Source organism: Rhizobium tumorigenes (assembly GCF_003240565.2).
GTDB lineage: Bacteria > Pseudomonadota > Alphaproteobacteria > Rhizobiales > Rhizobiaceae > Rhizobium > Rhizobium tumorigenes.
Genome location: NZ_CP117255.1, coordinates 3,180,175 through 3,206,384 on the forward strand (window position 1 = coordinate 3,180,175; position 26,210 = coordinate 3,206,384).

General features: G+C 59.5%; 27 protein-coding genes. 12 read left to right on the plus strand and 15 right to left on the minus strand.

What is annotated here, in order from left to right; all coding sequences use genetic code 11:
- Window positions 1–34: 34 nt before the first annotated feature.
- From PR017_RS15515 to PR017_RS15535, 5 genes are all read right to left on the minus strand, one after another.
- Window positions 35–841 carry a phosphatase PAP2 family protein gene (locus tag PR017_RS15515; RefSeq protein WP_240539121.1) on the minus strand — a complete coding sequence of 269 codons (807 nt, stop codon included), beginning with the start codon at window positions 839–841 and terminating at the stop codon, window positions 35–37.
- 87 nt (window positions 842–928) lie between these two features.
- Entirely contained in the window at window positions 929–2,041 is a 1,113-nt protein-coding gene (gene leuB / locus PR017_RS15520) for a 3-isopropylmalate dehydrogenase (RefSeq protein WP_111222110.1), read from the minus strand.
- 177 nt (window positions 2,042–2,218) lie between these two features.
- On the minus strand, window positions 2,219–3,034 hold the full coding sequence (locus PR017_RS15525; protein ID WP_111222111.1) for a sugar phosphate isomerase/epimerase family protein: 816 nt from the start codon (window positions 3,032–3,034) through the stop codon (window positions 2,219–2,221).
- 153 nt (window positions 3,035–3,187) lie between these two features.
- The gene (locus tag PR017_RS15530; RefSeq protein WP_111222112.1) at window positions 3,188–4,003 is read right to left on the minus strand and encodes a sugar phosphate isomerase/epimerase family protein; all 816 of its coding nucleotides are present in this window, start codon (window positions 4,001–4,003) and stop codon (window positions 3,188–3,190) included.
- A gap of 174 nt (window positions 4,004–4,177) precedes the next feature.
- Complete coding sequence (locus tag PR017_RS15535; protein WP_111222113.1) at window positions 4,178–4,837, minus strand: YggS family pyridoxal phosphate-dependent enzyme; 660 nt, start codon at window positions 4,835–4,837, stop codon at window positions 4,178–4,180.
- A gap of 195 nt (window positions 4,838–5,032) precedes the next feature.
- Between PR017_RS15535 and leuS the strand changes: the two genes are divergently transcribed.
- Genes leuS through holA form a run of 3 tightly spaced genes read left to right on the plus strand, consistent with a single transcriptional unit; the run spans window position 5,033 to window position 9,251 of the window.
- Window positions 5,033–7,663: a leucine--tRNA ligase gene (leuS, locus tag PR017_RS15540; protein ID WP_111222114.1), complete on the plus strand. Its 2,631-nt coding sequence runs from the start codon at window positions 5,033–5,035 to the stop codon at window positions 7,661–7,663.
- Window positions 7,653–8,192: an LPS assembly lipoprotein LptE gene (locus PR017_RS15545; RefSeq protein WP_111222115.1), complete on the plus strand. Its 540-nt coding sequence runs from the start codon at window positions 7,653–7,655 to the stop codon at window positions 8,190–8,192. The genes leuS and PR017_RS15545 overlap by 11 nt, the downstream gene beginning before the upstream one ends.
- Window positions 8,193–8,213: 21 nt before the next feature.
- Complete coding sequence (gene holA, locus PR017_RS15550) at window positions 8,214–9,251, plus strand: DNA polymerase III subunit delta (protein ID WP_111222116.1); 1,038 nt, start codon at window positions 8,214–8,216, stop codon at window positions 9,249–9,251.
- Window position 9,252: 1 nt separating this feature from the next.
- On the opposite strand, the gene PR017_RS15555 is transcribed toward holA, so the two are convergent.
- The 8 genes from PR017_RS15555 to hemE all read right to left on the minus strand — a co-directional run bounded on the left by PR017_RS15555 (window position 9,253) and on the right by hemE (window position 18,014).
- Window positions 9,253–10,137: a ParB/RepB/Spo0J family partition protein gene (locus tag PR017_RS15555; protein WP_111222117.1), complete on the minus strand. Its 885-nt coding sequence runs from the start codon at window positions 10,135–10,137 to the stop codon at window positions 9,253–9,255.
- 36 nt (window positions 10,138–10,173) lie between these two features.
- Window positions 10,174–10,971 (minus strand): ParA family protein, encoded by a 798-nt coding sequence (locus PR017_RS15560; protein WP_111222118.1) that lies wholly within the window; start codon window positions 10,969–10,971, stop codon window positions 10,174–10,176.
- A gap of 18 nt (window positions 10,972–10,989) precedes the next feature.
- Window positions 10,990–11,607 (minus strand): 16S rRNA (guanine(527)-N(7))-methyltransferase RsmG, encoded by a 618-nt coding sequence (rsmG, locus tag PR017_RS15565; RefSeq protein ID WP_111222119.1) that lies wholly within the window; start codon window positions 11,605–11,607, stop codon window positions 10,990–10,992.
- A gap of 25 nt (window positions 11,608–11,632) precedes the next feature.
- Complete coding sequence (gene mnmG, locus PR017_RS15570) at window positions 11,633–13,507, minus strand: tRNA uridine-5-carboxymethylaminomethyl(34) synthesis enzyme MnmG (protein WP_111222120.1); 1,875 nt, start codon at window positions 13,505–13,507, stop codon at window positions 11,633–11,635.
- Window positions 13,508–13,608: 101 nt separating this feature from the next.
- Window positions 13,609–14,928: a tRNA uridine-5-carboxymethylaminomethyl(34) synthesis GTPase MnmE gene (gene mnmE, locus PR017_RS15575; protein WP_111222183.1), complete on the minus strand. Its 1,320-nt coding sequence runs from the start codon at window positions 14,926–14,928 to the stop codon at window positions 13,609–13,611.
- 82 nt (window positions 14,929–15,010) lie between these two features.
- Window positions 15,011–16,276, minus strand: coding sequence for a transcription termination factor Rho (rho, locus tag PR017_RS15580; protein ID WP_111222121.1), 1,266 nt, complete (start codon window positions 16,274–16,276; stop codon window positions 15,011–15,013).
- A 185-nt stretch (window positions 16,277–16,461) separates the two neighbouring features.
- Window positions 16,462–17,007, minus strand: a complete 546-nt coding sequence (gene hemJ / locus PR017_RS15585; RefSeq protein ID WP_111222122.1) for a protoporphyrinogen oxidase HemJ — start codon at window positions 17,005–17,007, stop codon at window positions 16,462–16,464.
- Window positions 17,004–18,014 (minus strand): uroporphyrinogen decarboxylase, encoded by a 1,011-nt coding sequence (gene hemE / locus PR017_RS15590; RefSeq protein WP_425070003.1) that lies wholly within the window; start codon window positions 18,012–18,014, stop codon window positions 17,004–17,006. Before hemE ends, hemJ begins: the two co-directional genes overlap by 4 nt.
- Before the next feature lie 425 nt (window positions 18,015–18,439).
- Here hemE and PR017_RS15595 point away from each other — a divergent pair, with 425 nt between their 5' ends.
- The 5 genes from PR017_RS15595 to dnaQ are packed head-to-tail and all read left to right on the plus strand — an operon-like array spanning window position 18,440 to window position 22,062.
- Window positions 18,440–19,261, plus strand: coding sequence for a pyruvate, water dikinase regulatory protein (locus PR017_RS15595; protein WP_111222184.1), 822 nt, complete (start codon window positions 18,440–18,442; stop codon window positions 19,259–19,261).
- A 34-nt stretch (window positions 19,262–19,295) separates the two neighbouring features.
- Window positions 19,296–19,895 carry a Maf-like protein gene (locus tag PR017_RS15600; protein WP_111222124.1) on the plus strand — a complete coding sequence of 200 codons (600 nt, stop codon included), beginning with the start codon at window positions 19,296–19,298 and terminating at the stop codon, window positions 19,893–19,895.
- Window positions 19,888–20,748 (plus strand): shikimate dehydrogenase, encoded by an 861-nt coding sequence (locus tag PR017_RS15605; protein ID WP_111222125.1) that lies wholly within the window; start codon window positions 19,888–19,890, stop codon window positions 20,746–20,748. The genes PR017_RS15600 and PR017_RS15605 overlap by 8 nt, the downstream gene beginning before the upstream one ends.
- A complete protein-coding gene (gene coaE, locus PR017_RS15610) occupies window positions 20,745–21,347 on the plus strand; it encodes a dephospho-CoA kinase (protein ID WP_111222126.1) in 603 nt (200 codons plus the stop codon). Before PR017_RS15605 ends, coaE begins: the two co-directional genes overlap by 4 nt.
- A 1-nt stretch (window position 21,348) precedes the next feature.
- Window positions 21,349–22,062, plus strand: a complete 714-nt coding sequence (dnaQ, locus tag PR017_RS15615; RefSeq protein WP_111222127.1) for a DNA polymerase III subunit epsilon — start codon at window positions 21,349–21,351, stop codon at window positions 22,060–22,062.
- 57 nt (window positions 22,063–22,119) lie between these two features.
- Here dnaQ and secB read toward each other — a convergent pair whose 3' ends face one another.
- Together secB and PR017_RS15625 are read right to left on the minus strand one after the other, a co-directional pair.
- The gene (gene secB, locus PR017_RS15620; RefSeq protein ID WP_111222128.1) at window positions 22,120–22,596 is read right to left on the minus strand and encodes a protein-export chaperone SecB; all 477 of its coding nucleotides are present in this window, start codon (window positions 22,594–22,596) and stop codon (window positions 22,120–22,122) included.
- A 90-nt stretch (window positions 22,597–22,686) separates the two neighbouring features.
- Entirely contained in the window at window positions 22,687–23,193 is a 507-nt protein-coding gene (locus PR017_RS15625) for an FxsA family protein (RefSeq protein ID WP_111222129.1), read from the minus strand.
- A gap of 140 nt (window positions 23,194–23,333) precedes the next feature.
- Here PR017_RS15625 and PR017_RS15630 point away from each other — a divergent pair, with 140 nt between their 5' ends.
- Genes PR017_RS15630 through PR017_RS15645 form a run of 4 tightly spaced genes read left to right on the plus strand, consistent with a single transcriptional unit; the run spans window position 23,334 to window position 26,090 of the window.
- Window positions 23,334–24,035 (plus strand): Tim44/TimA family putative adaptor protein, encoded by a 702-nt coding sequence (locus PR017_RS15630; RefSeq protein WP_111222130.1) that lies wholly within the window; start codon window positions 23,334–23,336, stop codon window positions 24,033–24,035.
- Entirely contained in the window at window positions 24,032–25,150 is a 1,119-nt protein-coding gene (gene mltA / locus PR017_RS15635) for a murein transglycosylase A (RefSeq protein ID WP_111222131.1), read from the plus strand. The genes PR017_RS15630 and mltA overlap by 4 nt, the downstream gene beginning before the upstream one ends.
- On the plus strand, window positions 25,150–25,728 hold the full coding sequence (locus PR017_RS15640) for a Smr/MutS family protein (RefSeq protein ID WP_111222132.1): 579 nt from the start codon (window positions 25,150–25,152) through the stop codon (window positions 25,726–25,728). Before mltA ends, PR017_RS15640 begins: the two co-directional genes overlap by 1 nt.
- Window positions 25,725–26,090, plus strand: a complete 366-nt coding sequence (locus tag PR017_RS15645; RefSeq protein ID WP_111222133.1) for a helix-turn-helix domain-containing protein — start codon at window positions 25,725–25,727, stop codon at window positions 26,088–26,090. The genes PR017_RS15640 and PR017_RS15645 overlap by 4 nt, the downstream gene beginning before the upstream one ends.
- Window positions 26,091–26,210 lie beyond the last annotated feature (120 nt).

Sequence of the window (26,210 nt, forward strand, 5' to 3'; positions counted from 1 at the left end):
ATCGCAATCCGGCCGGCGCCGCTGGTGCCGGCCGCTATCCGTCTGCAAGCGGCCGACGCCGCATCAAGCGCCGCACGCGCGGCACCGGAAAGCCGTTCGGCGAAAGCGCGAACAGCAGGCCGAAGCGAGAAAACATCACCGCCGTCGCAAAGGCGAACCAGGCGCCAAGAGCCAGGCCCGCCGCCACGTCGCTCGGATAGTGCACGCCGAGAATGACCCGCGTCGCCCCGATCCACAGCGCAACCCCGACGAAAACCAGCCTGAAACGTGGAAACAGAAGGGCGAGGGCGACGCAGAACGCACCGATCTGGGTGGAGTGGGCGGAAGGGAAGCTCTGGAACAGGAAATGACCGTCGAACGGCTTGAAGCCGAGGATGCCGTACTGGTCGTAGACCAGCGGCCTCGCCCGGCCGATCGCGGTCTTCAGCACGTGCACCACCGCGCTTGCCGAGAGTACCGAAATCAGGAGATAGGCTGCCATCCGCGAGAAATAGGCAACGCGGTACCGGCGCCGAAGGTCCGCCAGCCGCCGCGCCAGAAGCACGCCAACGACGAAAATGACGACGATGGCGCCGAGCATCCGCAACATCTGCCCGACATTGGTGATGTCGCCGGCAAAAGCCACCAGTGCCGCCGGCAGATCTCGTGCCGTCTTGCCGAGCGGCGCATCGAGCACGAAGAAGGCAAGGGCGACGATATTGATGACGCTGAGCGTATAGCCGAGCCAGGGGAGGGACCGATGCTGCGCGCGACGGGCAGCATAGCGCACGCCCATCAGCCGCCAGAAGCCTCGGCCGGTCTTGTCGGGCAGGGTGGGAGCGTTCTCGGTGTCGTGTTGCATCGACCAGACATAGGCATGCCGGAGGGCAGATCAAGACGATCGCCGCGCCCGGAATTACCGGACGCGGCAAAAATGTTTCACGTGAAATCAGGCGCTCAGGGTCTTGAGCTCGGCAAGGATCGCATCGCCCATCTCGACAGTGCCGACCGGGGTCATGCCGTCCGAGACGATGTCGCCGGTGCGGATGCCGCGATCGAGCACGTTGGCGATCGATTTCTCGAGCGCATCGGCCTCGGAAATCATCGCAAACGAGTAGCGCATGCACATCGCGAAGGAAGCGATCATGGCGATCGGGTTGGCAACGCCCTTGCCTGCGATATCGGGCGCCGAACCGTGGACCGGCTCGTAGAGTGCCTTGCGCTTGCCGGTCTTGCCATCGGGCGCACCGAGCGACGCGGACGGCAGCATGCCGAGCGAGCCGGTCAGCATCGCGGCCACGTCGGACAGCATGTCACCGAACAGGTTGTCGGTGACGATGACGTCGAACTGTTTCGGCGCCCGGACCAGCTGCATGCCGCCGGCATCTGCGAGCATGTGCTCGAGCTTGACGTCGGAATATTTTTCCTTGTGGGTCGCCGTCACCACCTGGTTCCACAGCACGCCGGACTTCATGACGTTGCGCTTCTCCATAGAGCAGACGCGATTGTTGCGGGTGCGGGCCATCTCGAAGGCAACGCCGGCAATACGCTCGATCTCGTAGGTATCGTAGATCTGCGTATCGATGCCGCGCTTCTGGCCGTTGCCGAGATCGATGATCTCCTTGGGCTCGCCGAAATAGACGCCGCCGGTCAGTTCGCGGATGATCAGTATGTCGAGGCCCTCGACCAGCTCCGGCTTCAGCGACGAGGCCGAGGACAGGGCCGGATAGCAGATCGCCGGACGCAGGTTGGCGAACAGCTGCAGGTCCTTGCGCAGCCGTAGGAGGCCGGCCTCGGGACGGGCTTCATAGGGAACGTCGTCCCACTTCGGACCGCCGACCGCGCCGAACAGCACGGCATCGGCCGCCATCGCCTTGGCCATGTCGCCTTCGGAGATCGCCACGCCATGCGCATCGTAGGCACAGCCGCCGACGAGGCCTTCCTCGGTGACGAAACCGGCCTGATGGGCCTCGTTGAGATAGGCAATGATCTTGCGGACCTCGGCCATGGCTTCCGGTCCGATGCCGTCACCCGGCAGCAGGAAGAGATTGCGCGCTGTCATGAAAAGCCCTCTGCTTTGACAATCGATTGCGAGTTCTTAGACCCGCAGACCCCGCTTTTCAAGCGAGGTAGGGGCCGAAACGGTACGCTCCATGCCACCGTTTCGGCATCTCGCCATGTTTCGCGCCACCGCTGCGACCGGCGACCTCTTCGCCTGGGTCGTAGGGGCAGAGCCATTTTACTGGGCGAGACCGAGCTGCTCGAGATGCGTCGCAGAAGCGCGGATATTCGTCTTGTCGCGCAACTCGATGATCAGGCGCGGGTTGCTGGTCAGCTTTCCGAGCGCCGCAAACACCGAATGCCAGCGGATGATACCCTCGCCGAGACCCCAATGGCGGTCGGCATAGCCATCGACGTCCTGCAGATGCACATGCTTCAGCTGGTTGCCGGCCGCGTGGATGAAATAGTCGACCGGCGGTGCACCGTAGCTACCATGGGCACACTCGGCATGGCCGGTGTCGATGGACACGGCAACGGCTGGCGAATTGAAGCTTTCGGCAAGCGCGACGCGGGTGTGCGGATCGATATCGTCGCAATTCTCGATGACGAATGTCAATCCGATGTCTTCGGCCCGCTTGACGGCGGCGGCCATCGTCAGATGGGCATATTCGGTCATCCGCTCCCGCTCGCCGGGGAAGTGGGGGAAATTGTTGTGGTGCCAGGCGGTGTAGGGGCTATGGATGACCATATGGGTCGCACTGAGCGCCGTCGCAACATCGAGCGCCTGGCTCAGCCGCTTGGCGACAACGGCACGGATCTCCTCGTCTTGCGACGAGATGGTGAATCCGAAGAATGGCCCGTGGATGCCGACCCGGCCCGTATGGCCGTCGAGCAGCCGCTTGGCGCGCTCGACCAGCGGCATCCAGTCGCCGGCAAGCACCCTCGCATCGACGAAATTTTGCAGTTCGAGGTCGCGCTGCTTGTCGAGCATCCAGTCGCGGTGGATTTCGAGGTCGTCCAGCGAGAGGGCGGCACCGAGAACGGGAAGGGTCATGGAAGTCTCCTGTTTGGATCCGTGGCACGAACGATCGGATTGCGGATGGTCACCATGGACCACGCCGTCGTCGGCCGTATTGACAATGCGGGCAATCGGCCGCCCCGCTTTCGGCGCGGGTCGGCTTTTTCAAGGCAACGGGGCAGGCCGGATTTACTGGGCCAGACCGAGCGATTCGAGATAGGCGGCCGAGGCCGGGATCTTCGACTTGTCCTTGATCTCGATGATCAGACGCGGGTTGCTGGTAAGCTTGGCAAGGGCGGCAAAGACGGAATGCCAGCGGATCGTCCCTTCGCCGAGCGACCAGTGGCGGTCGGCATAACCATCGGCATCCTGAAGATGGACATGCTGCAGGCGGTTGCCGGCGGCATGGACGTAATAATCGACCGGGGGACCGCCCGTCGAGCCGTGGGCGTAGTGGGCATGGCCGGTATCGATCGACACGGCGACGGCCGGCGAGGCAAAGCTGTCGACCAGCACGTTGCGGATTTCAGGATCGATATCCTCGATGTTCTCCATCACCATGGTGAGGCCGATATCCTCGGCCCGCTTGACGGCATCGCCCATGGTCTTCTGCGTGTACTCAATAATGCTTTCGCGCGCGCCCGGATTATTGTCGAGATTGTTGTAGTTCCAGGTCGTGTACGGGCTGTGGACGACCATGTGGGTTGCGCCGATCGCCGCCGACACATCGAGCGCCTGTCGCATGCGCTCTGCAACGACGGCACGTACGCCAGGGTCCTTGGAGGCAATCGTGAAGCCCCAGAACGGCCCGTGGATGCCGACGCGGCCGGTGTGGCCATCCAGCAGCGTCTTGGTGCGCTCGACGAGCGGCTTCCAGTCACCGCCGAGCACTTCAGCGTCGACAAAGCTCTGCAATTCGAGGTCACGCTGCTTTTCGAGGAGCCAGTGTCGGTGGATTTCGAGTTCTTCCAGCGTCATGGCGGCGCCGAGGATGGGAAGGGTCATGGAGGTCTCCGGTTCCAGTCATGTGCGCTGCAGCATGATTGGCAACGCGGCCCCTCTCATGATCCTCATTCTTGTCAGCCATATTACAATTTGCGGGCGGGCTTCGATACGCTATCCGCGGCCAAGGCCGCAAACCGTTGTGCATCAACGCCTGCAGAAAAATTCGACGCGAACCTAACGGGCCCCGAAAATTGCCGAACCGACCCGCACACTGGTGGCACCGAAAGCGACGGCGACCTCGTAGTCGCCAGACATGCCCATAGAAAGCTTCTCGACCCCGCAGGCTGCGGCAAGCTTTGCCAGGAGGGCGAAGTGCGGACCGGGATTTTCATCCGCCGGCGGAATGCACATCAACCCCTCGACCGTAAGCCCCAGTTCGTCGCGGCAGAGGGTCACGAAGGCGGCGGTGTAATCAGGGCTGATCCCCGCCTTTTGCGGCTCAAGCCCGGTGTTGACCTGCACGTAGAAACGCGTCGACTTGCCCTGCTGCTTCATTTCGGCGGCAAGCGCACGGGCAATCTTCTCGCGGTCGACGGTCTCGATGACGTCGAACAGCGCCACGGCATCGGCCGCCTTGTTCGATTGCAGCGGGCCGATCAGGTGCAGCTCGATATCAGGCGTCTCTGCCTTCATTGCCGGCCACTTGCCCTGGCTCTCCTGCACCCGGTTTTCGCCGAACAGCCGCTGACCGGCGGCGATGACAGGACGGATGACGTCGGCATCGAAGGTCTTGGAGACCACCACCAGCTGCGCCGAACCCGCAGGCCTGCCGGCCTTCTGTTCGGCCTTTGCGATCCTGTTGCGCACATCGTCCAATCGCTCTTGAAGTTCCATCGCTCGACCTCGACATAGGAGTGGAATTGCCCGTCCTGAGTAGACAGCCCGGCCGCCCTTGCCAAGAGCAACCCCTTGAAATTCGGCCATCTCGAACGCCGGATGACGATGCTGTTGGCCACCAAACTTGACGCTTGGTTGGTTTCATGATGAAGGTCACGCCAACTCCCCATTACATCCGGAAATACAACTCCCATGGCTACCGAACGTTATAATCCGCGCGACTCCGAGCCCCGCTGGCAGCAAAAGTGGAATGACGCCAACGTCTTCCTCACTGACAACAACGACCCGCGCGAAAAGTACTACGTCCTCGAGATGTTCCCGTATCCATCGGGCCGCATCCACATGGGCCACGTGCGCAACTATGCGATGGGCGACGTGGTGGCCCGCTACAAGCGTGCGCGTGGCTATAACGTTCTGCATCCCATGGGCTGGGACGCCTTCGGCATGCCGGCCGAAAATGCTGCCCGCGACAACAAGGTGCATCCGAAGGAGTGGACCTACCAGAACATCGCCTCGATGAAGGCGCAGCTGAAGGCCATGGGCCTTTCGCTGGACTGGAGCCGCGAATTCGCTACCTGCGATGTTGAATACTATCACCGCCAGCAGATGCTGTTCCTCGACATGATGGAAAAGGAACTGGTCTACCGCAAGAAATCGAAGGTCAACTGGGACCCGGTTGATAACACCGTGCTGGCCAACGAGCAGGTGATCGACGGACGCGGCTGGCGCTCGGGCGCGCTGGTCGAACAGCGCGAGCTGACGCAATGGTTCTTCAAGATCACCGACTTCAGCCAGGACCTGCTGGATGCGCTCGACACGCTGGATCACTGGCCGGAAAAGGTCCGGCTGATGCAAAAGAACTGGATCGGGCGCTCGGAAGGATTGACCATCCGCTGGGAGATCGTGCCCGGCCCGGTTCCAACGGAAGAGCGCGAGGTCGCCGTCTACACGACACGCCCGGACACCCTGTTCGGCGCTTCGTTCCTTGCAATCGCCGCCGACCATCCGCTGGCGAAGGAAGCAGCAAGCCGTGACGCTGCCGTCGAAGCGTTCTGCGAAGAGTGCCGCCGCGCCGGCACATCCGTTGCAGCACTCGAGACAGCTGAGAAAAAGGGCATGGATACCGGTATCCGCGTCCGTCATCCGCTCGATCCGAGCTGGGAACTGCCGGTCTATATCGCCAATTTCGTGTTGATGGACTATGGCACTGGCGCCATTTTCGGTTGTCCCTCGGGCGACCAGCGCGACCTCGATTTTGCGCGCAAGTACGACTTGCCGGTCATCCCGGTCGTCATGCCGGCAGATGGCGACGCCAAGAGCTTCACGGTCGGCGACGTGGCCTATGACGGCGACGGCGTCATGATCAACTCTCAGTTTCTCGACGGCATGACCACGACGGCAGCCTTCGACGTCGTGGCTACACGCCTGTCGACGACGAATATCGGCAATGCGCCGCAGGCCGAACGCAAGGTCAATTTCCGCCTGCGCGATTGGGGAATTTCGCGGCAACGCTACTGGGGCTGCCCCATTCCGGTCATCCATTGCGACGATTGCGGTGTCGTTCCGGTACCGAAAAAGGACTTGCCGGTAAAGCTGCCGGACGACGTTACCTTCGATCTGCCAGGCAACCCCCTGGATCGCCATCCCACCTGGCGGCATGTTGCCTGTCCGCATTGTGGCAAGGATGCCCGGCGCGAAACCGACACCATGGACACGTTCGTCGATTCCAGCTGGTATTTCACGCGCTTCACGGCGCCTTGGGAAAACGACCCCACCGACAAGGCTGCCGCCAACCACTGGCTCCCCGTCGATCAGTATATCGGCGGCGTCGAGCATGCGATCCTGCACCTGCTCTATTCGCGCTTCTTCACGCGTGCCATGCAGAAGACAGGCCATGTCGATGTCAAGGAACCCTTCAAGGGTCTGTTTACCCAAGGCATGGTCGTCCACGAGACCTACAGCCGCGGCGAGGGGGCATCGCGCGAATGGGTACCACCGGTAGATTTGCGCTTCGAGGAGATCGACGGCAGGCGGCGCGCCCTGTTGCTGTCCTCCGGCGAGGAAGTCGCGATCGGCGCCATCGAGAAGATGTCCAAGTCGAAGAAAAACGTCGTCGACCCCGATGATATCATCGCCTCCTACGGAGCCGACACGGCGCGATTCTTCGTTCTCTCGGACTCGCCGCCGGACCGCGACGTCATCTGGTCGGAAGCCGGTGTCGAGGGCGCCCATCGCTTTACCCAGCGCGTCTGGCGTCTGGTGTCGGAGGCCGCTGACCGGCTGAAGTCGGTCGAGCCAAAAGCGGCTCATTCCGGCGATGGACTGGCCGTATCCCAGATAGCCCATAAAACCCTGAAAGCGGTCGGCGCCGATTACGACAAGCTCGCCTTCAACAAGGCCGTGGCGCGCATCTACGAATTCGTCAACGCACTTGCAGCACCGCTGGCAAAGGTTGCAGCTGGGGAGGGCGACGAAGCCTTCTGCAGCGCCGTTCGCGATGCCGTCGAGATCCTGATCGCCATCGTCGCGCCGATCACGCCGCACCTGTCAGAGGAGTGCGCGGCTGCCATCGGATGCCCGGCAATGGTGGCGACGTCGCCGTGGCCCGAATTCGATCCCGTCCTCGTCGTTGAAAACGAGGTGATGATGCCGGTACAGATCAACGGCAAGAAGCGCGCCGAATTGACAATCGCCCGCGATGCGGATCAAAGTGCCGTCGAGGCCGCCGCCCTTGCCTTGGACGCGGTGCAAAGCGCGTTGAATGGTCAGGCGCCGAAAAAGATCATCGTCGTTCCACAGAGGATCGTAAACATTGTCGTCTGATTTCATGTCCAAGCTCGCCAGGATCGCCTGCGCGGTCACCGTTATCGCGGTCCCGGCCCTGCTGTCCTCCTGCCAGGTTCGGCCTCTCTACGCGGAAAGCACGGGTGCGACGGCGAAAATGGCGACAGTCGGCTTCACCGATGCTGTCGCCGCCGATGCTGCCCAGCGTCGCGTTGGCCAGGAGGTCAGGAACCAGCTGATCTTCATCGCCAGCCATGGCGCCGGCGAGCCTGCCAACCCGCAATACATGGTCAGCCTGAACGTCAGCTCCGGCACAGGCGGCGTTCTCTACCTTGCCTCGTCCGATACGTCGCAGGCCGGCCGTACGACTGTAACGGCCTCCTATGTCATCAAGCGCATCAGCGACGGCAAGGTCATCAAGGCCGGCAACCGCTCGATGGTAGCGCTGGTGGATTTCCCGACGCAGGAATTTGCCAAGCAACGCGCCATCCGCGATGCGGAAGACCGCGCGGCCCGCGAAGTCGCACAGTTCGTCGGTGCCGACATCGCGGCTGCATTGAGCAATTGATCCAGCCATAAGGACGGCCGCATGACGGAGATAAAATCCCACGAATTCGAGGGATTTTTGCAGACGGCCGCCCGTAAGCATCGGCTGTTTGTCATCTATGGCCCTGACCGCGGCCTCGTCTCCGAGCGAGCGAAACAAATCGCCGAAAAGACGGGGGTCGATCTGTCTGACCCGTTTTCGCTAGTCAAGCTGGATGTCGGCGACCTCCACAACGACCCAGGTCGTCTGATCGACGAAACCAACGCCATCGGCTTGTTCGGCGGTGCCCGCCTTGTCTGGATACGTGGTGCGGCCAATGAAAAATCGGTCGTCGACGGGCTTCAGGCTATCGCTTCCAATCCACCCGACACGGCCTTCCTGATCGTCGAGGCCGGCGATCTGAAAAAGACCGCGGCTCTGCGCAAGCTTGCCGACGGCAACCGTGCGATCATGGCCATTCCCTGCTACGCAGATGACGCCCGGGCGCTGAACACGCTCGTCGATCACGAACTGGCCCACGAAAACCTGCGCATCACGCCCGCTGCCCGCCACATGCTGCTGGAACTGCTCGGCGGCGACCGGATCGCCTCACGAAACGAGGTGCGCAAGCTCGCCCTCTATTGCCGTGGCCTCGGCACGATCGACGAACAGCATGTCGTCGACATCATCGGCGATGCCAGCGCAGTGTCGGCCGACGATGCGGTCGATGCCATCCTCAAGGGCGACTCGGCCGGATTTCTGCACGCGACTCAAAAGATCATCGCCTCGAAGACGTCGATTTTTCTCGTGCTGCAGGGTTGCCTGCGGCAATTTCAGCTGCTGGATGTCATGAGGGCTGAAATGGATGAAAAACGCCTACCGGCAGCGCAGGTGCTGCAGACGCACGGGCGGCATCTGCATTTCCGGCGTAAACCAACGATCGAACACGCATTGCGCGTCTGGACATCGGACGCGATCGGACGCGAAATGAACAGGCTTCAGGCCGCGATCTTCCAGACACGCCAGCGCCAAAGCCTCGAGGACAGCATCGCCATGCAGACATTGCTGGCGACGACGCTGCAATCTGCGCGTAAGGCCTGAATTAACGGCGCTCCAGGAGCCTGCAGATTTCTTCCAGCTGTTCCAGTGACTTGTAGGAAATCCGCACCTGTCCGCCGCTCCCCTTGTGGGCAATCGTCACATCGAGACCAAGCGTATCGGTAAGCGTCCGCTCCAGCGCGAGGGTATCCGAATCCTTGTCGTCCTTGCGGGCGCCGGCTGGTCGGGGGTCGTTCTGGGCCTTGATATCATTCTGAGCGAGGCGCTCCGCATCACGAACCGACATGCCCCTGGCAACGATGGTGCGTGCAAGACCGGCGGCGTCTGACGTCGACACCAAAGCGCGCGCATGACCCGCCGACAGCGCGCCGCTCGACAGCATGTCCCTGACAGGCTCCGGCAATTTCAGAAGCCGCAGAGAGTTGGCGACGTGACTGCGGCTTTTACCGATGATTTCGCCGAGATCGTTCTGCGTATAGCCATGCTCGGCAATCAGCTGGTCGTAGCCGAGAGCTTCTTCGAGAGGGTTGAGATCGGCTCGCTGGACGTTTTCGACAATGGCGATTTCCAGTGCGGTCTTGTCGTCGACATCGCGGACGATCACCGGGATCTCGATCAGGCCCGAAAGCTGAGCCGCACGCCAACGACGTTCGCCCGCAATGATCTCGTACCTACCGCTGGAGACGGTGCGAACGACGACCGGCTGCACGATGCCGTGCTGGCGTATGGAGGACGCAAGATCCTGCAGGTCCGCCTCGTTGAATGTCCGGCGCGGGTTCTTCGGGTTGCGACTGATAAATTCGATCGGCACGAGGCGATCCGGATTGATGGTCGGCTTTGCGTCGCCTACGGGCGCCGACTGATCCATCTCACCGATAAGGGCTGCCAGACCGCGCCCCAGGCGGCGCTTCGATTGATCATCATTCATGGGTAAATACGCTCGCTTATTCTACTGGACGAAATCTTATGCCGCGATCTTGCGCTGCCGCTCCCGCTGGATCACCTCCGAAGCCAGCTGCAGATAAGCCTGGCTGCCGGCGCATTTCAGATCATAAAGTATGGCAGGCTTGCCATAGGAGGGGGCCTCCGAGACGCGGACATTGCGCGGAATCAACGTGTGATAGACCTTGTCGCCAAGATGCGTCCTGACGTCGTTGACGACCTGCTGTGCCAGATTATTTCGGGCGTCGAACATGGTTAACACAATGCCTTGAATATCCAAGGTGGGATTGACCGTGCGCCTAACCTGATCGACAGTCTCGAGCAACTGGCTCAATCCCTCGAGAGCGAAGAATTCGCACTGCAACGGAACCAGGACGGAATCTGCCGCTGCCATGGCGTTCATTGTCAACAAATTGAACGACGGCGGGCAATCGATGAGAATGTAGGAAAACTGTTTGGCGTCAGGCTGCGAAAGCGCCCGCTTGAGGCGGAAAACGCGATCGGCTTGCTGCGCAATCTCCATCTCGACGCCTAGCAGATCCATCGTCGACGGAACGATATAAAGATCCGGCACCACCGTCTGCACCGCAGCTTCCACGACGGTATGGGAGCCAATCAACAGATCGTAGGAGGACACCTCGCGGCGGCGGCGGTCGATACCAAGACCCGTGCTGGCGTTACCCTGCGGATCCAGATCGATAATCAGGACGCGCTCACCAATCGCAGCGAGAGCGGTGGCAAGATTAATCGCTGTGGTCGTCTTGCCGACCCCGCCCTTTTGATTGGCGACGGTGATGATACGATTTCGCTGAGCTGACATTGCCGCACCTGGGTTCGATTAAGCTCGGCGTCTGAGGCTCGAAATTTCCAGGATAACGGAATCTGCCTCAAGAACGCTCTCATGCTTTACCAGATCGAACTCCCAGTCACCATGGGCAGCGTCGATCTCGCGTTGGTAATCCCGGCCTTTATGAAGAAAAAGTTTAAGGGATTCAGTTTTCCCCGCCCAAGGCGATGCATATTCAAATAAAAGAGACAGATCTCCCAAAGCCCTTGCAGAGATCGCATCGCATTTGGCAATCGTGTTCTGCGCTTCCTCGATACGCAGGCAGTGGACGCTGCCTCGACCCCCGCACTCACGCAGACAAGTCCGCAGAAAAGCAGCTTTTTTCCGGTTGCTTTCGATGAGATCGACATGTCCGTCACCGAGTTCTGCCAGGAATATCGATGTAATTATTCCCGGAAAGCCCCCGCCACTGCCGAGGTCAAGCCAATGGATCGGCTTCGGATAGAGCTGAAATATCTGTGCGCTATCGGCAATGTGGCGCTGCCAAAGCTCATTGCGTGTCGATGGCGCGACCAGATTGATTGTCTTCGCCCACTTCTCAAAGAGCGCACTGAATGTGATCAGCCGCTCGGATGTTTCACGTGAAACACGTAAACCGTTCAATTCCATATGAGGACTCTCCAGCCTTGTAAGATCACGCCACTCTGGTCGATGTCGCGGCATACTTCGTCAAGGCAGCAATGAGCAACAAGAGCGCCGCCGGCGTCATGCCATCGACTTTCGCAGCTTGCGCAAGATTGGCTGGGACAGCCTGTTTCAATTTATGCGTCAATTCATTCGACAGACCGGAAAGCAATGAAAAGTCAAAAGCACGTGGAATAACCATGGCTTCTTCTCGTCGAACCTTTTCGATATCGGACGCCTGTCGCTCCATATACACGGAGTATGTTGCTTCGATCGCAAGCGCGTCAGCGACAGGCGCTTCGAGCGCGGCAAGCTCGGGCCAGATGCGCTGCAGAGATGAGCGGTCATGATCTTGGTGTGACAAAAGCTCGTAGGCCGAACGACGTTGTCCATCCTGATTGAGATGAATACCGAAAGCCGCGGCAGCGTTCGGCGTGACAGTGAGGTCCTGAAGCAGCTTCCTTCCAGCTTCCAACCGCCCAAGGTAGCTCGTAAAGCGTGCTGATCTCTCGGCACCTACGCAACCGATTGCCATGGCAGTCGGTGTCAACCGCACGTCGGCATTCTCTGCTCGGAGCGAAAGTCGATATTCTGCGCGGGACGTGAACATCCTGTACGGCTCAGCAACACCGCGTGATGTCAGATCATCGATCATCACGCCGATATAGGATTGCGTACGACTGAAATGGACCGCATCCATTCCCGCAGAAAGACGCGCTGCGTTAAGACCAGCGACTAAACCCTGCGCTGCTGCTTCTTCATAACCGGTTGTCCCGTTGATTTGACCGGCAAGAAAGAGCCCTGGTAGCTTGCGCATTTCCAGCGAAACAATGAGTTCGCGTGGATCGACATGATCGTATTCAATTGCATAACCCGGCTGTAGGATCGTAACTCGTTCCAGACCCGGAATAGTCCTGATAAAGGCCTGCTGCACTGACTCAGGCAAACTTGTGGAAATACCATTTGGGTAAATGGTATCGTCGTCCAAGCCCTCGGGCTCAAGAAAGATCTGGTGACCGTCGCGTTCACCGAACTTGACAATCTTATCTTCGATTGACGGACAGTAGCGCGGACCTATTCCCTCAATCTGGCCAGAATACATGGCAGACTGCTGGAGATTATCCATAACGATCTTGTGCGTGGCGGCCGTCGTCCGCGTCACACCGCAATCGACCTGTCTGTTGACGATAGTGTCCGTCATGAACGAGAAGGGCACCGGATCTTCATCTGCACCCTGCCTGCCCACTGCTGTCCAATCGATCGTCTTGCCATCGAGCCTTGCTGGGGTACCAGTCTTCAACCTGGCCAACGAAATGCCAAGCCGCTCCAGCGTGCCCGACAGTCCAACCGACGGCTCCTCGCCCATACGTCCTGCCGGGATCTTCTGCTCCCCAATATGGATCAATCCTCGAAGGAACGTACCTGTCGTGACCACAACGCTGCCGCAGTAAAGTTCCGTACCGTCTCGCAGGGAGATTCCGGTAACTCGCCCATCTCGCTGGAGGATATCGAAAACATCACCCTCTACAACGTCCAGATTTTCCTGCGATGCGATCTCAGCCTGCATGGCGAGGCGATAAAGCTTCCGGTCTGCCTGGGTGCGAGGACCGCGCACCGCTGGTCCCTTCTTGCGATTGAGCATTCGGAACTGTATTCCGGCAGCATCGGCAACACGGCCCATCAGTCCATCAAACGCATCGATCTCGCGAACGAGATGCCCTTTACCAAGCCCGCCGATGGCAGGATTACAGGACATGACGCCGATGGTGTCCCGGCGATGCGTAACAAGTGCGGTGCGTGCACCAAGGCGGGCGGCCGCAGCTGCGGCTTCACTGCCTGCGTGGCCGCCACCTACTACAATTACATCATAACGCGTCGTTTGCATCGTAATCTCCAGCTTAGGCTGTTTTCCGGACTAACGACCGGGAGTCAAGAAGTTTCACGTGAAACACGTTTCCAACGCAGTCACCGAATGTTTCACGTGAATCATTTGCCCACGCAGAACTCAGAGAAAATTACACCGAGCAAATCCTCCACATCCACATGCCCGGTTATCCGACCCAATGAGCGAGCAGCGGCGCGCAAATGCTCAGCTCTGATATCGAGTCCCTCAGACGAATTTAATGCGCAAGTGATGTCTGAAATCGCTTGTTCCAGCAATACACGATGTCTTCGTCTCGCGGGGACTGCCATGGAAAGACCAGTAGAGCGCTTGCTGAGTTCTGTCGAAATTCTTTCCCTTAATTCCGCCAGCCCCGTCCCATTTTGAACAGAGATACAAATATCAAATTGCTCACCTGGCCCGTGGATATCCGCTTTAGTCCCCACCTGAATCGCGTCTGAGTGAACCACAATCTCTGTTTCAGGACTGCCTATCTCCCTGAGCATGAGCACGAGGTCGGCTGCCTCAACGGTTTGAAGTGCGCGCTTCACACCTTCTGCTTCTACAACATCTTCCGTCTCGCGAAAGCCGGCGGTATCGAACAAGCGGACCCGAAAGCCGTCTATATCAAGATTAACCTCAAGCACATCGCGCGTCGTGCCGGCGATCTCTGTGACGATAGCAACATCTCGACCGGCCAACGTATTCAGCAAGGTGGACTTGCCGCTATTGGGCGGTCCAGCTATCGCAACTCGGAACCCATCGCGGACGATTTCTCCGAACTTTGCCCCAGCCAAATGGTCTGAAATCGCATCACGGATCAGGAGCATATCAGCCCAAACCTGGTCTGAGACGGAACCTGGCACATCACCTTCATCCGAGAAGTCGAGCTCGGCCTCGATCAGCGCCCTGGCCCGCGTTATGCGGTTCGCCCAGGCGGCATACAGTTCGGAAAGTCCGCCGCTACTCTGTTCTATCGCCAGCCGCCGCTGCATTTCGGTTTCGGCCGCTAAGAGATCTGCGAGACCCTCCGCCTCCAGCAGGTCCATCCGTCCATTTTCGAACGCTCGTCGCGAAAATTCGCCATTCTCCGCCAGTCTGCATCCGGAAATAGCTGAAAGCTCGTCCAATATCGCAGCCGCAACCGCGAGGCCCCCATGCACTTGAAATTCCGCACAATCTTCTCCGGTGAACGAATTCGGACCGGGAAAAAGAAGGACAATCCCCTTGTCGATCACCAAACCGTTTCGAGTCCGAATCGTTCGCAGTGAAGCAGTGCGAGGCGCAGGCAGTTGCCCTGCAATCTGCGAGGCCACCGCAAATGCGCCATTACCACTGACGCGGATGACGGCGACGCCGGCGGGCAAGCCGCCGCTGGACAACGCATAGATCGTATCTGCAAATTCTGACACGTTGCACCGCATTTGGTACGCAACCGAATCGATCCACCCAGCATAAAGGCCGCACATGGCGGCCCTTAAGTAGCAAACGTTCGGCCGACTGAAATCAAGTATTCATCGAGTCGAAGAAATCCGGATTGTTCTTCGTCTGCTTCAGCTTGTCGATAAGGAATTCGATCGCATCCGTCGTACCCATCGGGGCGAGGATACGGCGAAGAACAAAGATCTTCTGCAGATCCTGACGCGGAACGAGCAGGTCTTCCTTACGCGTACCGGACTTAAGGATATCCATCGCCGGGAAGATGCGCTTGTCGGCGACCTTGCGGTCGAGCACGATTTCCGAGTTGCCGGTACCCTTGAATTCTTCGAAAATGACTTCGTCCATGCGGCTCCCGGTATCGATCAACGCTGTCGCGATGATCGTCAGCGATCCGCCTTCCTCGATATTTCGTGCAGCACCGAAGAAGCGCTTCGGGCGCTGCAGCGCGTTGGCGTCGACACCACCCGTCAGGACCTTGCCAGACGATGGCACGACGGTGTTGTAGGCGCGACCGAGACGGGTGATCGAATCGAGCAGGATGACGACGTCACGACCGTGCTCGACGAGACGCTTCGCCTTCTCGATTACCATTTCAGCGACCTGTACGTGGCGAACCGCCGGCTCGTCAAAGGTTGATGACACGACTTCGCCGCGCACAGAGCGCTGCATGTCCGTCACTTCTTCAGGCCGTTCGTCAATGAGAAGGACAATCAGATAGCATTCGGGATGATTGGCCGTGATCGAGTGCGCAATGTTCTGGAGCAGGACGGTTTTACCGGTGCGCGGCGGGGCAACGATGAGGCCGCGCTGACCCTTGCCGATCGGCGCCACGAGATCGATGACGCGGGCAGAGAGATCCTTGGTCGTCGGCACATCGAGTTCCATACGGAACCGGTCGTTCGGATAAAGCGGCGTCAGGTTGTCGAAGTGAACCTTATGGCGAATTTTCTCAGGATCGTCGAAGTTGATCGTGTTGACCTTGAGGAGAGCAAAATAGCGCTCGCCTTCCTTAGGTCCACGGATCGGGCCTTCGACGGTGTCGCCGGTCTTCAGCGAGAAACGGCGGATCTGGGAGGGCGAAATGTAGATATCATCGGGCCCGGGCAGATAGTTCGCATTGGCAGAGCGCAGGAAACCGAATCCGTCCTGGAGGACTTCAACCACGCCTTCGCCAATGATTTCCACGTCCTGGCTGGCCAGCACCTTCAGGATGGCAAACATCAATTCCTGTTTGCGCAGCGTGCTGGCGCTTTCGACCTCGAGCGATTCGGCGAAAGCCAGCAAATCGGTCGGGGATTTGCTTTTCAGTTCTTGCAGCTTCATTTCAGCCATGAAGGGACCATTACTCTATTTTTAGAAAGGGAAAGGCGACGTTTTCGTATTCGGGACCGCGAAGGGGACTCGCGGGCGACAGGATGAATACATGCCACGAAGATGAGATGCGCGAAAATAGCGACTTCCGCAGGAAGCCGCAAGGGGCATGTCGCCGATGGCGAAAATTTAAAATGACGCCTTTTCTAGGCGAAAGGTTTGACCACGACGAGGATGACGATGGCAATCATCAGCAACGTCGGCCCCTCGTTGGCAAACCGCCAGTAGCGGGCCGAGCGGGTGTTCTGGTCCTTCGCAAAGGCTTTGACGGCACGACTGAAATAAACATGGACGCCAGTCAGAAGCACGACAAGGGCAATCTTTGCATGCAGCCAACCGCCCTGGAATGCAAACCCCGACCAAGCAAGGTACAGCCCGAAGATCCAGGTGAGCATCATCGCCGGGTTCATGATCACCTTGAGCAGCCGTTGCTCCATGACCTTGAAGGTTTCCGACTGGGCAGAGCCCGGTACGGCATCGGTGTGATAGATGAACAGCCGAGGCATGTAGAGCAGTCCGGCCATCCAGGAGATGACAGCGATGACATGCAATGCCTTGATCCACAGATAGAGGTTATCCGGGTTCCAGTAAAACAGCGCCACGGCGAGCAACACGAATACGAGGATTGCAGTCAACGCGCGGCTGCGTGCCGTCCGTCCCGCCTTTTGATCCGTCTGCTTTTCGACCGTCAAAACTTGAAACTCCGCACCCTGTCGACCAGCACCGCAACATTCTCAGGATCTGCCTGGGGCGTGATGCCATGACCGAGGTTGAAGATCAGAGGTCCGTTGCCAAGCCGCTCCAGGATCCGGTCTATCCCGTCGGTCAGCGCATCGCCGCCAGCCACCAGCCGCATCGGATCGAGGTTGCCCTGGATCGGCCCGTCCTGCTGCAGCTCAGTCGCGAAGGAAAGGGGAACGGACCAGTCCAGGCCAATGGCATCGGCGCCGGTCTTGCGGCGATAATCCTTCAGCATGTAGCCGGCATTTTTGGCAAAGGCGATGATCCGCGCATGAGGACGGCGCGCCTTCACCGAAGCGATGATCCGCGCCACAGGAGCCACGGCAAATGCCTCGAATTCCGCTTCCCCGAGCACACCCGCCCAGGAATCGAAAATCTGCACCGCGTCGGCACCGGCATCGATCTGCGCCACGAGATAATCGGCAGAGAGCTCGGCGAGCATTGCCAGCAGGTGTTCGAAAGCCTTTCGATGGCGATAGCCGAACAGACGGGCCGGCGCCTGATCAGGAGTCCCGTGCCCGGCGATCATGTACGTTGCCACCGTCCACGGAGCCCCGCAGAAACCGAGCAGCGTCGTTTCGCCCGGCAGTTCGGCGCGCAGCCGCCGCACAGTTTCAAACACAGGCTTCAGGTGCTCGAGCACATCCTTCGGTTCAAGAGCCAGAATGCCGGCCTCATCGATAGGATCCATCTGCGGCCCGTGGCCTTCCGTAAACCTTACATTCCGATGCAAGGCGTCAGGGATGACGAGGATATCCGAAAACAATATCGCAGCATCGAAACCATAGCGCCTTATCGGCTGCAGCGTCACCTCGACGGCGTGATCCGGCGAATAACAGAGATCCAGAAAGCTCCCTGCCTGAGCCCTCGTTGCCTTGTATTCAGGGAGATATCGACCTGCCTGTCGCATTAGCCATATCGGAGGGGGGGTCAGCGTTTCTCCCGCCAACACTCTCATAATTGCCCTGCGTTCTGCCGTCAAATGCCTCTTCCCTCTAAAAATTATAAAGATCTTCTTAAGGTTTCTATTTCTAAGAGTCGGTGACTATCAAGGATTATCACTTATCCATGCGAACTCCCCGTGACTGCCATATTCCGAAATAGTCGGGACGAAAATTGCCGCATCCTGACGAGATATGGGGACTGAATGAATTTCATCAATCATCCCTGACATTTAGCGTGGCCACAGATTTGCGTATCCTGTGGACAAGCTTAGGATGACAATCGGTCGAAGCTTCTTTATCCCCAGTCTTCACAGCCTCTGTTTTCAGCAAGCCGCAAAATCGCAATTGTGGACAACTTGGCAGTTATCCCAGCCCCTCCGCCATGAGGCTGCCCAATTATATTTTCCTCCCCGGTTATCAACAGACGACGGAAAACAACGTGGAGAACAGAATAAATTTCTTTCATCTGCACCTGATATCTGACTCAACCGGAGAGACTCTCATTTCTGCTGGAAGGGCGGCCTCGGTCCAATTCCAGGCGAGCCAGCCAATCGAGCATGTCTACCCGCTGATCCGCAATCGCCGACAGCTGCTGCCGGTGCTCGAGGCGATCGATGCTTCTCCGGGTATCGTGCTCTACACTATCGTCGATCACGAACTTGCCGATCTCATCGACGAGCGCTGCAAGGCGATGGGTGTCCCGTGCGTCGCTGTGCTCGAACCGGTACTCAACGTCTTCCAGACCTATCTCGGCGCCGTTTCCCGACGCAGGGTGGGCGCCCAACATGTGATGAATGCGGATTACTTCGCCCGCATCGAAGCGTTGAATTTCACCATGGATCACGATGACGGCCAGATGCCGGACGATTATAATGATGCCGACGTCGTCATCGTCGGCATCAGTCGAACGTCAAAAACTCCGACCAGCATCTATCTCGCCAATCGCGGCATCAAAACCGCCAATATTCCGATCGTCTACGGCGTACCGCTGCCGCCGAGCCTGGCTGCCGCAACCAAGCCTCTCATCGTCGGCCTGATCGCCACCACCGACCGGATTTCACAGGTTCGCGAAAATCGCATCCTCGGCACTACGCCCGGCTTCGATCGCGGTCATTATACGGATCGCGCGACGATCTCCGAGGAATTGAAATATGCCCGTGCGCTTTGCGCCAGGCACAGCTGGCCCGTCATCGACGTGACCCGGCGCTCGATCGAAGAAACGGCTGCCGCCATCGTTGCCCTGAAACCGAAGCTGCGCTAAGCGCAAGTCTGCCGAACAGCGCAGGAACAACCCCATGACATCGCCACTCATCCTCGCGTCCTCCAGCCCCTTTCGTCGCATGCTGATGGAAAATGCCGGTCTGCGGTTCGAATCCATCGCTGCCAGCATCGACGAACGTGCCATTGAGGCACCGCTTGAAAAAGCCGGCGCCAGCCCGGATGCTGTTGCGCTGGTTCTTGCCAAGGCCAAGGCTGTCGCTGTCAGCGAAAGCCACCATGGTTCGCTGGTCATAGGTTCGGACCAGACGATGTCGCTCGGCTCTCGCGTGTTTCACAAGCCGAAGGATAGCGCCGAGGCAGAGGCCCATCTGCTGGCCCTCTCGGGAAAAACCCACCGGTTGAACAGTGCCGTCGCGATCGCAAGGGATGGCGACATCCTCTGGGAGCACCTGTCCCACGCCGAATTGACAATGCGGACGCTCACACCCGCTTTTATCCATCGCCATATCGGCAGGGTCGGCGGCAAGGCGCTCGGCAGCGTCGGGGCCTATCAGCTGGAAGGCGAGGGGATACAGTTATTCTCACGGATAGACGGCGACTACTTTACAATCCTCGGCCTTCCCATGCTGCCGCTGCTGGCCGAATTGCGGGCCCTGGAGGCAATCGATGTATGATTCACGTGAAACAATCGGCCGGCGTGCCTTCGTCACAGGCTATCCTGTCAGCCATTCCCGCTCGCCGCTCATCCATGGACACTGGCTTAAAACACTGGGCATCGCTGGCAGCTATCAGGCTCACGCCGTGTCCCCGGGAGATTTCCCCGGCTTCATCGCATCGCTGAAGGATGGCGCGGATGGCTTCGTCGGTGGCAACGTCACGATCCCGCACAAGGAACAGGCATTCGCGCTGGCTGACCGGCCGGACGAATTGGCGCAGGAGCTCGGCGCCGCCAATACGCTGTGGTTGGAGAACGGCCAACTCATGGCCACCAATACCGATGGCCACGGCTTTGTCGCCAATCTCGATGCGCGCCATCCCGGGTGGGACAAGGTGGAAATCGCCGTCGTCCTCGGCGCCGGCGGCGCAAGCCGCGCTATCATCCAGGCAGTTCGCAATCGCGGCATCGCCACTATCCACGTGGTCAACCGGACCCTGGATCGGGCGCACGAACTTGCCGACCGGTTCGGTCCCAGCGTCCATGCCCATCCGGAAAAGGCTTTGCGCGAGGTCATGCAGTCGGCGGGCTTGTTCATCAATACCACCTCCCTTGGTATGAATGGAGGCCCGGCCCCAGCAATCGATTTCACGACGATGGCGAGGAACGCCGTTGCCACAGATATCGTCTACGTGCCGCTGAAGACGGAAATTCTTGCCCAAGCCGAACGGCAGGGCATCGCCACGGTCGACGGTCTCGGCATGCTGCTACACCAGGCGGTGCCGGGATTTGAAAAGTGGTTTGGCCAGCGCCCAGAGGTTGATGACCGTCTGCGGCAGTTGGTTATCGCAGATATGGAAGCGCACAAATGATCCGGCTTGGCCTGACGGGCTCGATCGGCATGGGCAAGACGACAACGGCCAGGCTGTTTGCCGATGCCGGCATTCCGGTCAACGATGCCGACAAGGCGGTGCACGAACTTTATGCGGGCGAGGCGGCACCTTTGATCGAGGAGGCTTTTCCGGGAACAGTTGCAGGCGGTCTCGTTGACCGGCAGCTGTTGTCTAGGCAATTGGCAGCGAACCCGGCTGGCTTCAAGACACTCGAGGCCATAGTCCATCCGCTGGTGCGCCGCCGCGAATTGGCATTCCTGGGTGAGCAGGCCCTGGCCGGCGCCGATATCGTTGTGCTCGACATTCCGCTGTTGTTCGAAACGGCAAGCACAGATCGCGTCGATCGCATCGTCGTCGTCACTTGTGATCCACAGCTTCAGCGCCAGAGGGTTCTTGCGCGACCGGGCATGACGGAGGAGAAGTTCAATATGATTCTCTCTCGGCAGATGCCGGACGCCGACAAGCGGGCGAGGGCGGATTTCTTGATCGATACCGACAACGGTATCGAGCCGGCCCGCAGCCAGGTCGCGGCGATCATTGCCGCCCTGAGGACAGGCACGACGGACAGGGACTGCTGACATGCGCGAAATCATCTTCGATACGGAAACGACAGGCCTCGACAGCCGCACAGACCGCATCATCGAAATCGGTGGCGTCGAGCTGTTCAACCATTTTCCGACGGGACGCACCTTTCACATGTACGTCAATCCGGCCGGCCAGAAAGTCCATCCGGACGCGCTGGCGGTGCACGGCATTACCGACGAGTTCCTTGCCGACAAGCCACCCTTTGCCGACGTCGCCGGACCGATGCTGGAATTTTTCGGCGACGCCAAGTGGATAGCCCATAACGCCAATTTCGACATGGGCTTCATCAATGCGGAGCTGGCGCGTCTCGGCATGCCGTCGATCCTGCCGGAGATGGTGATCGACACCCTGTCTCTTGCCCGTCGCAAAAACCCGATGGGTCCGAATTCTCTCGATGCCCTCTGCCGCCGCTATGGCATCGACAATACCCACCGCACCAAGCACGGTGCGCTGCTAGACTCGGAATTGCTGGCAGAAGTCTATATCGAGATGATCGGCGGCCGGCAGACAGCCTTGGGTCTAAGCTCCGATAAAGGCGGTCAGAGCGGTTCAGATCGCCGGATGGACAATGACGACGTGGTTGTCGCGGTGCTTGCGAGACCATCTCCGCTGCCGGACAGGGTAAGCGATCTGGAGCGCGAAGCACATCGGGCGCTGCTCGCCAAGCTCGGAGAAAAGAGCATCTGGCTGAAATACAGTTCTGCCTGATAGATATAAAAAATGCCCGGACAAGCCGGGCACATGTCTCATCATATCGATCGAGGATTAGTTCGGAACGGAGCTGACCTGCGCACGTGTCTGTTCTTCGGCAACGCGCTGGGTGAACATCGTCGCGAAATCGATCGGGTCGATGATCAGTGGCGGGAAGCCGCCGTTGCGGGTGACGTCGGCAATGATCTGGCGCGCGAACGGGAACAGCAGGCGTGGGCATTCGATGAACAGCAGTGGCAGCATATGCTCCTGCGGAAAGCCAACGACCCGGAAAACGCCGCCATAAACCAGCTCGGTGTGGAATACGGTCTTGCCGTCATCCTTGGCATCGGCATTCAGCGTCAGCACGACGTCAAAATCGGTGTCAGACAGCGGGTTGGCATTGACGTTGACGTTGATATTGATTTCCGGCGGCTTGTCGCGGGACTGCAGCGAGCGCGGCGCACCGGGATTTTCGAAGGACAGATCCTTCGTGTACTGGGCAAGAACAGATAGGCTGGGGGCGGTCTCGCCGTTGATTTCGTCGGCCATGGCACTTCCTCGCGGCTCAAAATGGTGTCGCCATCTAACATTTCATGCCGGGGCTTACAACCCTTCGGCAGCCGGCCCGAAACCGGGGCGTCAGTCCTTCAGACGCTTGCGATCGGACCACGGAGAGCCTGGATTCGGGCCGCGCCGAAAATCGTCGGCGTCGAGATCGACCACGGGACCGGAGCTGTTCGGCCTTTCCGGTGCGCTGCGCGAGCGATTGAACGCCGGCGAAGACCCCAGGATGACGATGCGGCGGCTGAGAAACTTCCAGGCAAGATCGCGCACCCCAGGAATGAAGAGAAGCAGGCCGAGGATGTCCGTGAAGAAGCCGGGTACCAGCAGCAGGAACGCAGCCACCACCACCATTGCACCATGCACGAGATCGCGGGCAGGCGCTGCGCCGTCGCGGCTTGCCATCGAGAGCCGCCGCAGGATGCTCAATCCCTGAGATCGCAGCAGGAAAGCGCCGACGACAACACTGAGGACGACGAGCCCGAGCGTTGCCCAGAGACCGATCGCCTTGCCGACCACGACGAAGCCGGCGATCTCCACCAGGGGGAGCAGCAGGACGAAGGCAGGTAGAAGCGAAAGGCGCATGGTCTCTTCCTCGAATGAGTAACTCGTCTGCCGTTCAGCATAGCAGATCACAAAGATGAGGACCTGCTATTTGAATGATGGCATTATGCTGACTATATGGGTGTTGAAACTTCGAATGTGAACAGTGGTGCCGGAGCGATATGGGTTCGAATGACTTTGTGACGATTTTCTTTCTGGTCGCAGCGGTGCTGATCTTCCTTCAGTTGCGCAGCGTGCTTGGTCGCCGCACGGGCACGGAGAAGCCACCGCGTGATCTCTACACTCCCCGCGACGCTGTCAAAGGTCCCGATGCACCGGATACCGGCAAGGTCGTTACTCTGCCGCGTCGCGACGCCGTTGATGATGAAAATCGCTTTGCCGCCATCGACGCCTTCGCCAAGCCCGAAACGCCGCTGAACGCGCAGCTGCGCGAAGTGGTGAAGATCGACCCGTCCTTCGATCCCAAGGAGTTCGTCAAGGGCGCCCGCATGGCCTACGAGATGATCGTCATGGCTTTTGCCGACGGCGACCGGAAGGCGCTGAAGGGTCTGCTGTCAAACGAGGTCTACGAGGGCTTCGACGCAGCGATCGCCGATCGCGAAGCACGCGGTGAGAGGGTCAAGTCCAGCTTCGTCGGCATCGACCGAAGCGATATCATGAGTGCCGAGGTCAAGGAGACCGATGCATTGGTCACCATTCGCATCGTCAGCCAGATGATATCGGCGACATACGACAAGGCCGACGTGCTGGTCGATGGCGATGCAGAGCAGGTGTCGGAAGTCAGTGACCTCTGGACATTCGCCCGCGACACGCGCTCGCGCGATCCGAACTGGAAACTTGTGGCGACCGAATCTGAGCAATGAGTGTCCGATCCGACGATTTTTTGCTGGAGCCGACAACCTTTGACGATCTGAAGGGCTGGGGGGATGACGATCCCTCCGGCCTTTTCGATGCCATGCGGGCCTGTTATCGGCACGTCACTGAGACAAAGTCGTACCGAGCCGGGTCGCTTGGGCTGACGACGGCGGACCTGCTGCCGCTGCTGGAAGCGGCAAAGGACATCGCGCCAGCCGACGCCGCAGAGGCCAGGGCTTTTTTCGAAGCCAATTGCCAGCCGTTTTTCATAAGGCGGAGCGAAGACCGGAGCGGGTTCGTCACCGCATTCTTCGAGCCGGAAATAGAAGTGTCCGCAACACCCGACGCGGTCTATCGCTATCCCCTCTACCGCCGCCCGGCCGATTTGGTCGATCTCGACGACGGCAACCGCCCGGCCGGACTAGATCCATCCTACATGTTCGCACGTCTGAGGGATGGCGAGATCGACGCCTATCCGGACCGCGGCGAGATCACCTCTGGCTATCTTGCCGGCAAGGACCTGGAAATCGCCTGGGCCAGATCCAGCGTCGATGTGTTTTTCGTGCATGTCCAGGGCGCCGCGCGGCTGCGCTATCCGGATGGAACGCTCCGTCGTATCACCTATGCCGCCAAGGCCGGCCATCCGTTCTCGGCTGTCGGTCGGCTGCTGATCGACCGTGGCGAACTGGACCGTGCGACGATCTCGATGCAGACGATTCGGGACTGGCTCTACGCCCACCCGGAGGAGGTCGACGAGGTTCTCGCACACAATCGCTCCTACATTTTCTTTTGCGAGGCCGATGTTGCCGATCTGCAGGCCGGGCCAATCGCAGCGGCCAAGGTGCCGCTGGTGGCGGGCCGGGCGCTTGCCGTCGACAGGCTGATCCATACCTTCGGCTTTCCGTTTTTCATCCGGTCGGAAGGCCTCACCCACCTGGACAACGGCGGACCGTTCCAGCGGCTGATGCTGGCGCTCGACACCGGTTCGGCAATTGTCGGCCCCGCCCGTGGCGACATCTTCACCGGCTCGGGCTATGAAGCCGGAGAACTGGCGGGCACCGTCCGTCATGACGCCGATTTCTACATTCTCGTGCCCAGGGCGGCTGCCGCGAGGTTCAGCTGATGGCGAAGGACCGCAAGCTCAGCCCGGAGGAACGCATTCTCTGGAGCAAGGTTGCAAAGAGTACCCGGCCGCTGCCGCAGCATATGGCCGAGATGCAGGCGCTCGATATCTTTTTGACCGAGCAGCAGGCCGCCGAAGAAGCGCAGCGCGATGTATCATTGCCAGCACCGCCGAAGATGCCGATTTCGCAACAACCCCTGCCAATGCCGCAAAAGCCGCAGCCGTCCGCGAGCAAGCACCATCCGCTCGAGCGGCCGGTGAAGCGCAAGATCGCCAAGGGCCGGCTTGCGCTGGAGGCAAGGATCGACCTGCACGGCCTCTATCAGGACGAGGCGCATGATCTGCTGCTCGATTTTCTGGTTCGGGCCCATATGCGCGGTCTGCGCCATGTGCTGGTTATAACAGGCAAGGGAAGCTCGATGGGCAGCGAAGGTGCTCTGAAGCGGGCAGCACCCTTGTGGTTCTCCAAGCCCGACTTCCGCTATCTCATCTCGTCCTATGAAACGGCGGCCCAGCATCACGGTGGCGAAGGCGCCCTCTATATCCGTCTGGCACGACGGCCGGGAGATGCGCCATGACACCGTTCGGCGAAGCGGTGCGCAAGCTCCGGGAGCGCAAGGGTGTGACGCAGAAGGAAATGGCGGCAGCGCTCGACGTGACACCCGCATATCTCTCTGCGCTGGAGCACGGCAAGCGCGGCCTCCCGACCTTCGTCATGCTGCAGCGGATCGCCGGCTATTTCAATATCATCTGGGACGAGGCCGAGGAGTTGTTCATGCTGGCGCGTGGTTCCGACCCGCGTGTCGTGATCGACACGGCGGGAATGGCGCCACATTATACCGCGCTCGCCAATCGCCTTGCCGGACAATTTCGCTTTCTCGACCGGGATGCTGTAGAAGCGCTGGAGGCCATCCTCGAAAAGGCTCGGAAAACTGGCTGAAATCAGCCTTAATCCCCTGCTTTATAGGTCTTTTCGGGGCCATGTATTTGGCATTGACTATGAAATACCTCTATAGTCCGGGGAGGAAAAACGATGATTCGCAAGGATCGTCGCGCCCTG

Bases quoted from the DNA above. Each gene is read 5' to 3' on its own strand.
- PR017_RS15515 (WP_240539121.1), bottom strand. From the start codon at position 841: ATGCAACACGACACCGAGAACGCTCCCACCCTGCCCGACAAGACCGGC.
- leuB (WP_111222110.1), bottom strand. From the start codon at position 2,041: ATGACAGCGCGCAATCTCTTCCTGCTGCCGGGTGACGGCATCGGACCG.
- PR017_RS15525 (WP_111222111.1), bottom strand. From the start codon at position 3,034: ATGACCCTTCCCGTTCTCGGTGCCGCCCTCTCGCTGGACGACCTCGAA.
- PR017_RS15530 (WP_111222112.1), bottom strand. From the start codon at position 4,003: ATGACCCTTCCCATCCTCGGCGCCGCCATGACGCTGGAAGAACTCGAA.
- PR017_RS15535 (WP_111222113.1), bottom strand. From the start codon at position 4,837: ATGGAACTTCAAGAGCGATTGGACGATGTGCGCAACAGGATCGCAAAG.
- leuS (WP_111222114.1), top strand. From the start codon at position 5,033: ATGGCTACCGAACGTTATAATCCGCGCGACTCCGAGCCCCGCTGGCAG.
- holA (WP_111222116.1), top strand. From the start codon at position 8,214: ATGACGGAGATAAAATCCCACGAATTCGAGGGATTTTTGCAGACGGCC.
- PR017_RS15555 (WP_111222117.1), bottom strand. From the start codon at position 10,137: ATGAATGATGATCAATCGAAGCGCCGCCTGGGGCGCGGTCTGGCAGCC.
- PR017_RS15560 (WP_111222118.1), bottom strand. From the start codon at position 10,971: ATGTCAGCTCAGCGAAATCGTATCATCACCGTCGCCAATCAAAAGGGC.
- rsmG (WP_111222119.1), bottom strand. From the start codon at position 11,607: ATGGAATTGAACGGTTTACGTGTTTCACGTGAAACATCCGAGCGGCTG.
- mnmG (WP_111222120.1), bottom strand. From the start codon at position 13,507: ATGCAAACGACGCGTTATGATGTAATTGTAGTAGGTGGCGGCCACGCA.
- mnmE (WP_111222183.1), bottom strand. From the start codon at position 14,928: ATGCGGTGCAACGTGTCAGAATTTGCAGATACGATCTATGCGTTGTCC.
- rho (WP_111222121.1), bottom strand. From the start codon at position 16,276: ATGGCTGAAATGAAGCTGCAAGAACTGAAAAGCAAATCCCCGACCGAT.
- hemE (WP_425070003.1), bottom strand. From the start codon at position 18,014: ATGAGAGTGTTGGCGGGAGAAACGCTGACCCCCCCTCCGATATGGCTA.
- PR017_RS15600 (WP_111222124.1), top strand. From the start codon at position 19,296: ATGACATCGCCACTCATCCTCGCGTCCTCCAGCCCCTTTCGTCGCATG.
- PR017_RS15605 (WP_111222125.1), top strand. From the start codon at position 19,888: ATGTATGATTCACGTGAAACAATCGGCCGGCGTGCCTTCGTCACAGGC.
- coaE (WP_111222126.1), top strand. From the start codon at position 20,745: ATGATCCGGCTTGGCCTGACGGGCTCGATCGGCATGGGCAAGACGACA.
- dnaQ (WP_111222127.1), top strand. From the start codon at position 21,349: ATGCGCGAAATCATCTTCGATACGGAAACGACAGGCCTCGACAGCCGC.
- secB (WP_111222128.1), bottom strand. From the start codon at position 22,596: ATGGCCGACGAAATCAACGGCGAGACCGCCCCCAGCCTATCTGTTCTT.
- PR017_RS15625 (WP_111222129.1), bottom strand. From the start codon at position 23,193: ATGCGCCTTTCGCTTCTACCTGCCTTCGTCCTGCTGCTCCCCCTGGTG.
- PR017_RS15630 (WP_111222130.1), top strand. From the start codon at position 23,334: ATGGGTTCGAATGACTTTGTGACGATTTTCTTTCTGGTCGCAGCGGTG.
- mltA (WP_111222131.1), top strand. From the start codon at position 24,032: ATGAGTGTCCGATCCGACGATTTTTTGCTGGAGCCGACAACCTTTGAC.
- PR017_RS15640 (WP_111222132.1), top strand. From the start codon at position 25,150: ATGGCGAAGGACCGCAAGCTCAGCCCGGAGGAACGCATTCTCTGGAGC.
- PR017_RS15645 (WP_111222133.1), top strand. From the start codon at position 25,725: ATGACACCGTTCGGCGAAGCGGTGCGCAAGCTCCGGGAGCGCAAGGGT.